General features: G+C 37.7%; 6 protein-coding genes, 1 pseudogene and 1 CRISPR repeat array. Of the genes and pseudogenes, 3 read left to right on the forward strand and 4 right to left on the reverse strand.

Going from position 1 to position 10,000, the window contains the following annotated elements:
* Positions 1-235 precede the first annotated feature (235 nt).
* On the reverse strand, positions 236-1,702 hold the full coding sequence (locus H6F47_RS25260) for an aldehyde dehydrogenase family protein (RefSeq protein ID WP_190651540.1): 1,467 nt from the start codon (positions 1,700-1,702) through the stop codon (positions 236-238).
* A gap of 336 nt (positions 1,703-2,038) precedes the next feature.
* A CRISPR array of direct repeats spans positions 2,039-3,681; the repeat unit is 37 nt; unit sequence ATTGCAATTTACAATAATCCCTATTAGGGATTGAAAC.
* A 171-nt stretch (positions 3,682-3,852) separates the two neighbouring features.
* On the opposite strand from H6F47_RS25260, the gene H6F47_RS25265 reads away from it, so the two are divergent.
* Positions 3,853-5,160, forward strand: a complete 1,308-nt coding sequence (locus H6F47_RS25265; protein WP_190651542.1) for a glutamate-5-semialdehyde dehydrogenase — start codon at positions 3,853-3,855, stop codon at positions 5,158-5,160.
* A gap of 442 nt (positions 5,161-5,602) precedes the next feature.
* Here the strand turns inward: H6F47_RS25265 and H6F47_RS25270 are convergent, their stop codons facing one another.
* The 3 genes and pseudogenes from H6F47_RS25270 to H6F47_RS25280 form a co-directional block, all read right to left on the reverse strand.
* A complete protein-coding gene (locus H6F47_RS25270; protein WP_137667584.1) occupies positions 5,603-6,016 on the reverse strand; it encodes a transcriptional regulator in 414 nt (137 codons plus the stop codon).
* On the reverse strand, positions 5,997-6,299 hold the full coding sequence (locus H6F47_RS25275) for a type II toxin-antitoxin system HigB family toxin (protein ID WP_137667583.1): 303 nt from the start codon (positions 6,297-6,299) through the stop codon (positions 5,997-5,999). The genes H6F47_RS25270 and H6F47_RS25275 overlap by 20 nt, the downstream gene beginning before the upstream one ends.
* A 257-nt stretch (positions 6,300-6,556) precedes the next feature.
* Positions 6,557-6,993: pseudogene (locus H6F47_RS25280) on the reverse strand (FAD-dependent oxidoreductase); the annotation flags it as partial.
* Positions 6,994-7,210: 217 nt separating this feature from the next.
* Here H6F47_RS25280 and H6F47_RS25285 point away from each other — a divergent pair.
* A complete protein-coding gene (locus H6F47_RS25285; RefSeq protein ID WP_137667582.1) occupies positions 7,211-8,014 on the forward strand; it encodes an ATP-binding cassette domain-containing protein in 804 nt (267 codons plus the stop codon).
* A 252-nt stretch (positions 8,015-8,266) separates the two neighbouring features.
* Positions 8,267-9,862 carry an MlaD family protein gene (locus H6F47_RS25290; RefSeq protein ID WP_190651544.1) on the forward strand — a complete coding sequence of 532 codons (1,596 nt, stop codon included), beginning with the start codon at positions 8,267-8,269 and terminating at the stop codon, positions 9,860-9,862.
* Positions 9,863-10,000: the final 138 nt, after the last annotated feature.

Consider the following 10,000-nt stretch of genomic DNA (forward strand, 5'->3'; position numbering starts at 1 on the left):
GGGACTGGTGACTGGGGACTGGTGACTGGGGACTGGTGACTGGGGACTGGGGGCTGGTGACTGGGGACTGGGGACTGGGGACTGGTGACTGGTGACTGGGGACTGGGGACTGGGGACAGTTAATAGATAATTATTTATTCCCAATTCCCAATTCCCAATTACCAATTACCAATTACCCATTACCAATTACCAATTACCAATTACCCATTACCAATTACCCATTACCAATCAAAAGTTACAATTTTACTGTCACAGTCTTAATCTCTGTATATTGCTGTAAACCGTATTCTCCCAGTTCTCTACCCATACCCGACTGTTTGAAACCGCCAAAGGGTGCGGCTGCATCGAATACATCATAACAGTTTACCCACACCGTACCTGCACGGACATTGTTAGCGATCGCATGGGCTTTGGTGATATCCTGTGTCCACACCGCCGCCGCTAAACCATACATGGTATTATTTGCCCGTTGGATCACTTCTTCCACATCTTGAAATTTGATGATACTCATCACGGGTCCAAAAATTTCTTCCTGGGCAATTTTCATCTCATCGCGGACATCTGCAAACACTGTCGGGGTAATAAAATAACCTCTGTCTCCCACCCTGTCACCACCATAAAGCATCTGCGCCCCTTCCCGTTGACCTGATTCAATATAACTCATGACTCGGTTAAATTGTTCCTGGTCTACTTGGGGTCCTTGTTGGGTGTTGGGGTCAAAAGGATCGCCGACTGTACGCTGTCTGGCTATTTCTACACTTCTATTCACAAACTCATCATAAATTTTTGCTTCCACAAATAAGCGAGAACCAGCAGAACAGCATTGTCCTTGATTAAAAAATATCGCTTCATGGGCGGCTTGAATAGCGGCATCTATGTTAGCATCAGCAAAAACAATGTTAGGACTTTTGCCACCTAATTCTAAAGTTACCCGTTTCAGGTTGCTTTTTGCAGCCGCTTCCATAATTAAATGGCCGACTTCAGTTGAACCAGTAAAAGCAACTTTATCAATATCATGATGATATGCGATCGCCGCCCCCGCAGTGGGTCCATATCCTGATAAAATATTGACCACACCAGCAGGAAAACCCGCTTCCACAATTAACTCACCTACCCGCAACGCTGATAAAGGCGTTTGTTCCGCAGTTTTCATCACCACAGTATTACCCGTTGCTAAAGCTGGGGCTAATTTCCAAGCTTGCATCAATAACGGGAAATTCCAAGGTATAATTTGACCAACAACTCCCACTGGTTCATGGCGAGTGTAACAGAAATAAGGACCATTAATAGGAATAGTCTTACCCTGTACCTTATCAGCCCAACCTGCATAATAACGATAACAGGCAATAACTGATTCTATATCCCCTACAGAATCATTGATAGGTTTACCATTATCGAGAGTTTCTAAACGTGCCAGTTCATCAAGATTTTCCTCGATTAAATCTGCTAACCTGTAAAGTAGATTACCTCTTGCAGTCGCAGAAATTTGCCGCCATTCGCCATTAAAAGCCTTTCTCGCTGCTTGTACTGCCTTATCTACATCCGCTGCATCTGCTTCTGCTACTTCACAAATTACCTCACCCGTAGCGGGGTTAATGGTAGCAAATTTTTTCTTGCTGACACTTTCCACCCATTCATTATTTATTAGCAGTTGGGTAGGACCTATTTTCACCTGTGGTTGTGGTCTTGTTGCTGTAACCATCAGACCCTCCTAAAATTTTAAGGCTTTTTGTTAAATGCTATTAAATTGATTCCAGGAGTTACACAATTACGGCTAAATCTTTTATATATGTTTACATTTGCAGGTGTTTTGCGCGGATGGGTGGGTGTAAAAAATTGGTGCTGTAAAAAAATGGCTGTATCTCTTGATAGGCTTGACTTTGGGGTTATTCCGCTTTTCCACCCACCCGCGCACCTTACACAGACTGGGTTTGGGTGTTTTTTGCTCTTGACACGATTCCTGAAATGGACTATGATAGAGTCACTCGCGCAATCGAACCTTGAAAACTAAATATAGATAGGCTTTCAGGATGCCGCTATTGCAATTTACAATAATCCCTATTAGGGATTGAAACTACAGTTTGTAGACAAAAGTAAACAAATAGGCTATTGCAATTTACAATAATCCCTATTAGGGATTGAAACTAATTATTTCCTATTTCTCAATGTCCCAGTTTTCACATTGCAATTTACAATAATCCCTATTAGGGATTGAAACTTCAGCAATAGTCCCAGACTCTACCAAATACTTGATAAATTGCAATTTACAATAATCCCTATTAGGGATTGAAACCCTTGTTGCTTGTGGTAATTCATTAGCCCTACAAGATTGCAATTTACAATAATCCCTATTAGGGATTGAAACGGGATAAATCAGCATCTGCGACCGTAATGCGATATTGCAATTTACAATAATCCCTATTAGGGATTGAAACAAAATATGCACGATAATCTGTCGCTAAAGCAATATTGCAATTTACAATAATCCCTATTAGGGATTGAAACGGCTTTTTCGCGATGGTTTTGATAGCGGTTTTGATATTGCAATTTACAATAATCCCTATTAGGGATTGAAACGTGCAAAAGTGCAAGATGTCCAGGTTTTCCCGCTTATTGCAATTTACAATAATCCCTATTAGGGATTGAAACCCATAGCTTAAAAGCTATTTCCTTTTCTGGGCTTGTGGTATTGCAATTTACAATAATCCCTATTAGGGATTGAAACGATAAAATTCGATTCAATAGCCAAATAACTAAAATTGCAATTTACAATAATCCCTATTAGGGATTGAAACTTATTTCGGCAATAGCCGCATTTATTTCCAGAAGCATTGCAATTTACAATAATCCCTATTAGGGATTGAAACCTTCAACGCTTTTGATATCCTTGAGTTGTTCGAGTCCTGCGGAAATTGCAATTTACAATAATCCCTATTAGGGATTGAAACAAATAAGCAAAACCCCACCCGGAATAATTCGAGTATTGCAATTTACAATAATCCCTATTAGGGATTGAAACATACAATCCCCTTCATCCGCTGTATACCCTTCCTTAATTGCAATTTACAATAATCCCTATTAGGGATTGAAACCCATGATTTTGAATAATTAATGCACCCTGACTAGAAACCTTGCAATTTACAATAATCCCTATTAGGGATTGAAACCCAACTACTTGACCATTAACGCCGCTTAACTGTCATTGCAATTTACAATAATCCCTATTAGGGATTGAAACTGTTTTTTTAATTCTCCGGCTAATTTTTTTAATTCCATTGCAATTTACAATAATCCCTATTAGGGATTGAAACGACAATTTTGGTGATTTGTACTATAATTAGTCATAAATTGCAATTTACAATAATCCCTATTAGGGATTGAAACGAGACCTCAAACCCCCCGTCAATCATTTTGATATTTGAGATTGCAATTTACAATAATCCCTATTAGGGATTGAAACCTATTAATCCAATCAGCATAAATATTTTCGGCGCTTTCTGTGATTGCAATTTCCAATACTCCCTATTAGGGATTGAAACAAAACTTGATTTAATTTCCTCCCTGATTCAGAGATTGCAATTTCCAATACTCCCTATTAGGGATTGAAACTGCAATTTCAGTATTTTGGTGAGTTTCACCATAACATTGCAATTTACAATAATCCCTATGAGGGATTGAAACGGCTTAAATGTAAATACTCAATAGATCCACGATTCGTCATCAAAATTTCGTAAAAGTTAAAGACGGTGATTGGTGATTGGTGATTGGTGATTGGTGATTGGTGACTGGGAGGATGAATAACCCAATGCCCAAAGAATATTAAGATTGTTATAGTGTAAATATATTTTTGTGATGAATACCGTACAAGTTGTTTCTGGTTTAACTGAAATTGCCCAAAAAACCCGTTTAGCTGCTAGTAGGTTGGGTGTACTTGCTACTGAGGAGAAAAATCAAGCGATTAATGCGATCGCTCTAGCTTTAGAATCTGCTCAGGATGAAATATTGGCTGCTAATGTGGCTGACTGTGAAGCAGCTATGGCGGAAGGTATTGCTAAACCTCTTTATAAACGTTTGCAGTTAGATGAACATAAATTAAGAGATGCGATCGCTGGTGTGCGTGATGTTGCTAAGTTAGATGATCCTGTTGGTAAAGTCCAAATTCACCGAGAAATTGATACTGGTTTAATTCTTAAACGTATTACTTGCCCTTTGGGTGTTTTAGGGATTATTTTTGAAGCCCGTCCCGAAGCAGCTATTCAAATTGTTTCTTTAGCCATTAAATCCGGTAATGGTGTCATTCTCAAAGGTGGAAAAGAAGCTTTACGTTCTTGTGAGGCGATAGTAAAAGCCATTAAAAAAGGTTTATCTAATACTGCTGTTAACCCCGATGCCGTGCAATTGTTAACAACAAGATCAGAAATATTAGAACTTTTAAAATTAGATAAATATGTAGATTTAATTATTCCCAGAGGTTCTAATTCTTTTGTCAGGTTTGTTCAAGAAAATACTCGCATTCCCGTTTTAGGTCATGCCGATGGCATTTGTCATCTTTATATAGATCAAGCGGCTGATTTTGAGAAAGCAATTAGTATAACTGTAGATTCTAAAACTCAGTATCCTGCGGCTTGTAATGCTATTGAAACTTTATTAGTTCACAGTAATATTGCTGGGGAATTTTTACCCAAAGTTGCTGAGGCTTTGCAAGCGCAAAATGTAGAATTAAGAGGTGATGAACGCACTTTAAAAATTTTACCTCAGATTGATTTAGCAACAGAAATTGATTGGGAAACAGAATACAGTGATTTAATTTTAGCCATGAAAATTGTTGATTCTTTGGAAGCAGCAATAAATCATATTAGTGAATATGGTTCTCGACACACGGAAGCCATTGTTACGGAAGATTTAACAGCAGCAGCAACTTTTCAAGCATTAGTAAATGCAGCAGGAGTTTATCATAATTGTTCTACTCGTTTTGCTGATGGTTTTCGTTATGGTTTTGGTGCAGAAGTGGGAATTAGTACCCAACAAATGCCACCCCGTGGACCTGTGGGTTTAGAGGGTTTAGTAACTTATAAATATCAAATGTGTGGTGATGGTCATATTGTGAAAACCTACACTGGTGCTAATGCGAAATCATTTACACATCGAGATTTGGAATAAAATTAAAGAAAATAAAATTAAAGAAAATAGCGATGATAAATATCTGGTAAACAAACAAATTCCAACTGTATGGATTGATAACAAATCAAAGTTTTGTCTGTTGCTCCGTGATTTATCCTCGCTATCAGGTGTTATGATAAAAAACACCTACTTTACCTGACTAATTAGGGTTTCCTGAATAAACCTAAAACCTTGATATATCAAAGGTTAGAGGCTGATAAACACAGAAATTAGTGCAAGGGTTTTGAAGGGTATACCGGAAAAAGTGTGCATTTTTTGGGATTTCAAGAGATGGCAAAGAAATTTTCAAATCTCCTCCTGACTCCTGACTCCTGACTCCTGACTCCTATGCCCTCACGGAAAGACTTTCTCAGCAACCCCTACATAACATTTATCTTCCTCAGACCATTGAATAATTATTGTATATTTCATTCATCTACATCTAACTAACTGATTCAAAAAACGCAGCCGGCGAAATATGAAAAAACTCCGCAAGTTTGTGAATATGATCAACAGTTAAAAGACGCTCTTTCCTCAAAACTTTAGATAAAATCGCCTCAGTTTCAAAAATAGGAACTAAGTCCTTTTGCTGCACATTAAATTCATCTATCAACGCTTGCAGTAACTCCACACCATAAATATCGGGTATGGGATTTTGCTTTTCTTCGTACTCATAAACTAGAGTACCTAAAACATCTAAATAATCTTCTTCATCAGGAGTTAATTCACCTTTATCAATCAAAAAATTGATAACCTTTTGTGTAGCAAAAAATTCCTCCTCAGAAGTAATGGGACGAGGGGGGAAAGATTTAAGTAATTCAAGATAAGCGTTGTTGTTACGTATTCCAAGGGTCATTTTTCCAGTCCTCCTGATCATATTCTGCATGGGTGAGGACATGACGGATAAAAACTTTTTGAGAATTGTACTTTACCAGCACAATAAGCCGATATTTATTACCGCCAATGTTAAAAACAGTGAGATTACCAACTTGATCAGCAGAAGGAAAACTTTGACGTAACTCTACAAAATTTTGCCATTCAGCTTTTAATGTAATTTTATACCATGATTGCAAGCTAGTTTGTGAGTTAGGGTGCTTTTGCCAAAATTCGGAAAGTGTCCGACGGGTGATAATGTGCATAAATATTTATTTCATGATTTTTACCTCTAACTTACAAGTAACGACATTTTTACCCAACTACAATAGTTTTCCGCAAAATTACAGAATAGACCTCTTTCAGAATTCATTTTATGTTATGATAGGAGTTTTTGTTAATAGTAGTGCCAAAAGATAAGCTGTTGTGCATTTAATTTGTATAAGTGGAACAGGCATCTTGCCTGTTAAACAAGAGTTCAGAATATTAGGATTATACAATTTAGCTGTGTAACAGCTTAAAATGCCTTTAAACCTGATAATAAAAAGCATTCCAGGTCAATTAGTCGCCTTACCCAAAGGTCTTTAATGGTAGCATCCATCACACTACCAACAGAAGATTGCACAATTGGCAAATTTAACAACATTTTACCCAAAGAAGGTAAATAACGTTGTAACAATAGGGGTATGACTTGCCAATCAGCCCGCAATGCTATGCTGGGAATATCTTTCATTGCGTCGTAAAGTCCCAAAAGACGCGATTTAAACTTTGAGAACCACTTAAACCGCAATAAAAGGAGGGACCAGAATCAAACTCAAAACCGCGTCTTTTAAAAGTGTGCGCTGCACCACCGGGAATATTATGACCTTCACAGACTACAACCCGTTTTCCATAACGTGCAAGTAACGCGGCCGCAGATAAACCACCGATACCGCTACCAATTACAATAATATCTGTCATTAGTCATTAGTTAAGAAGTCAGGAGTTAGGAGTCAGGAGTTAGGAGTCAGGAGTCAGGAGTCAGAATATTGGATAAATCAGTAGATAATCAATCAGTGATTTTTGATATAAATCCGCAAAGCTGATTGCTTTTAGCTGATAGCTGAATACTTACAGTCATTAGTCATTATTAGTTAATAATACACACCAATCAACTATCAACTATCAACTATCAACTATGACCAATTACCAATCACCTAACGAAGAACCATTAATTGAACTAAGAGGTATTTCTAAATCCTTTGGTAAAAATAAGGTTTTAGATGATGTTGATTTGCAAATTTTCCAAGGAGAAGCAATAGGAATTATTGGACCTTCAGGAACTGGTAAATCCACGATTTTAAGAATTATAGCTGGTTTATTACAGCCGGATGCAGGAGAAATTTATATTCAAGGGATAAAGCGAGAGGGGTTAATAGAAGATGGTGGTGATCCGGTGAGTATTGGGATGGTATTTCAGCAAGCAGCTTTATTTGACTCCTTGAATGTAGATGAAAACGTCGGTTTTTCATTGTATCAGAATACAAAATTAGAGCGATCGCGCATTCGCAAACTTGTCAACGAAAAATTAGAAATGGTAGGTTTACCAGGTATTGGTCATCTTTACCCCTCAGAACTTTCGGGAGGGATGCGAAAACGGGTAAGTTTTGCGCGTGCGATTATGTCTAATCCCGATAATCCCAAAGATAACCCAGAAGTTTTATTATACGATGAACCTACAGCCGGACTTGATCCTATTGCTTCAACAGTAATTGAGGATTTAATCCGCAGTTTGCAATGTACACAAGGAGTCTGTAGTACCTACTGCATCGTTACCCACCAAGATAGTACCATTCGTCGAACATCTGACAAGTTGATATTTCTTTATCAAGGAAAAGTGCAATGGCAAGGTAAAGTAAATGAAATAGATCATACAGAAAACCGTTTGATTAGACAATTTATGAGTGGGAGTATACATGGTCCAATTCAAGTGGCTGGTTGATAATATATTTTAGGAGTCAGGAGTCAAGAGTCAGGAGTCAGGAGTTCAAGGAGTCAGGAGTTCAAGGAGTCAAAATAAAAATATTTGTTTACTATTTTCTCTTCACAGTATTTACAAATTAATAATTAAGAATTACGAATGAGGAATTACAAATTAGGAATTACAAATTACAAATTACGAATTACGAATTACGAATTACGAATTACCAATTACCAATTACCAATCAGGACTATTTTTATGGAGCGCGAAAAAATGCGAGGTCTAATTAGTGGATTCACTTCTACAAGAACTTTTAGAGAAGGATCGGTAGGTTTATTAATCTTACTAGGGTTAGGAGCATTTGGGGTAATATGGCTATGGTTAAATAGAATCACGCCCGGAAGCAGTTCTTATAAAGCTGTGGTTGAATTTGCTAACGCTGGGGGAATGCAAAAAGGCTCACCAGTTCGTTATCGTGGTGTGAAAGTGGGTAGTATTTCTAGTATCAAAACCGGAGCAAATGCTGTTAATGTAGAAATTGAAATCAACGATCCTCAATTAAAAATTCCTGCTGATTCTAAAATTGAAGCAAATCAAAGTGGATTAATTAATGAAAGTATCATTGATATTAGTCCACCACCTAATGCACAAGTTCCTCAAGATATTGCCGGACCATTAGAGAAAGATTGTAATCCTGGTTTGATTATTTGTAACGAATCTACTAAATTAAAAGGTGAGATTGGAATTAGCGTTGATGAACTGATCCGCCAATCATCTGATTTTGCTGCTCAATATAATAATAAGGAATTTTACGACAACGTTAATCGCCTTTTAGTAACTTCTGCGAATGCGGCTGATAGTATTGCTAAACTCAGTCGAGAAATGCAAAGTGTCGGCAGAAGTTTTCAAGGACAATTAGGCACATTTTCTAATACTGCTGTCACTATCCAACGAGCAACAAATGAACTCACAACCACAACAACAAAAACCGCAAATCAATTAGGTACAACAGCGAGTGAATTTAGTACAACTGCAAAACAAGCAAGTAAGTTATTAAATAACTTAGATGAATTATTAACTACAAATCGTTCTGCTTTAGTCGGTACTTTAAATAATATTACCCAAACCAGTAACCAACTACGTCAAACAGTTAGTAGTTTATCACCTGCGGTTAATCGTTTAACAGAAGGAGAATTATTGAAAAATTTAGAAATTCTCTCTGCTAACGCGGCTGAAGCTTCTGCTAATTTAAAAGATGCTTCTAAAACTTTAAATGATCCGCAAAATATTGTGCTTTTGCAACAAACTTTAGACGCTGCTAGAGTAACTTTTGAAAATACCCAAAAAATTACATCTGACTTAGATGAATTAACAGGAGATCCGAAATTTCGGCAAAATCTTTTACAGTTGGTCAATGGTCTAAGTAAATTAGTATCTTCTACGGAAAATATGCAGCAACAAACAAAGGTTGCTTTTACCTTAGATGCTCTTAAAACATCTATGAATCCAGCCGAAAATATCACACCTAAACCTACTTTTAAAGCTGCTTCACAAACACCAAAATCTCTGGAAAATATCCCTAAAAATATCACTGCTAAACCAGAAATAAAAGCTGTTGAAAAAATCAACAAAGTAGTAATTTTCACCCCATTACCAACTACAGAAATAATCCAATTGAACACACAACCAGAGTTATTACCACCTGTAATTATTTCCGAACCATCTTCCCCAGAAAAAGCCGTAACTCCCACCGTACCTGCTGCTATGGAAAGTGCCGAAAACATTCCCCAAAACACCATTACACCTACCCCAAACTCATCCCAACAACAGCTATTGCAAAAGTTAAGAGAGCGAACAGGTGACAGGTGACAGGGGACTGGTGACTGGTGACTGGTGACTGGTGACTGGTGACAGGTGACAGGGGACTGGGGACTGGTGACTGGTGACTGGTGACTGGTGACTGGTGACTGGTGACTGGTGACTGGTGACTGGTGACTGGTGACTGGT

The sequence above is a fragment of the Sphaerospermopsis sp. FACHB-1094 genome, assembly GCF_014696195.1.
In the GTDB taxonomy this organism is placed as follows: Bacteria; Cyanobacteriota; Cyanobacteriia; order Cyanobacteriales; family Nostocaceae; genus Sphaerospermopsis; species Sphaerospermopsis kisseleviana.

What these genes read in the sequence shown, in the direction of transcription:
- H6F47_RS25260 (WP_190651540.1), bottom strand. Translation starts at nt 1,702, where the DNA reads ATGGTTACAGCAACAAGACCACAACCACAGGTGAAAATAGGTCCTACC.
- H6F47_RS25265 (WP_190651542.1), top strand. Translation starts at nt 3,853, where the DNA reads ATGAATACCGTACAAGTTGTTTCTGGTTTAACTGAAATTGCCCAAAAA.
- H6F47_RS25270 (WP_137667584.1), bottom strand. Translation starts at nt 6,016, where the DNA reads ATGACCCTTGGAATACGTAACAACAACGCTTATCTTGAATTACTTAAA.
- H6F47_RS25275 (WP_137667583.1), bottom strand. Translation starts at nt 6,299, where the DNA reads ATGCACATTATCACCCGTCGGACACTTTCCGAATTTTGGCAAAAGCAC.
- H6F47_RS25285 (WP_137667582.1), top strand. Translation starts at nt 7,211, where the DNA reads ATGACCAATTACCAATCACCTAACGAAGAACCATTAATTGAACTAAGA.
- H6F47_RS25290 (WP_190651544.1), top strand. Translation starts at nt 8,267, where the DNA reads ATGCGAGGTCTAATTAGTGGATTCACTTCTACAAGAACTTTTAGAGAA.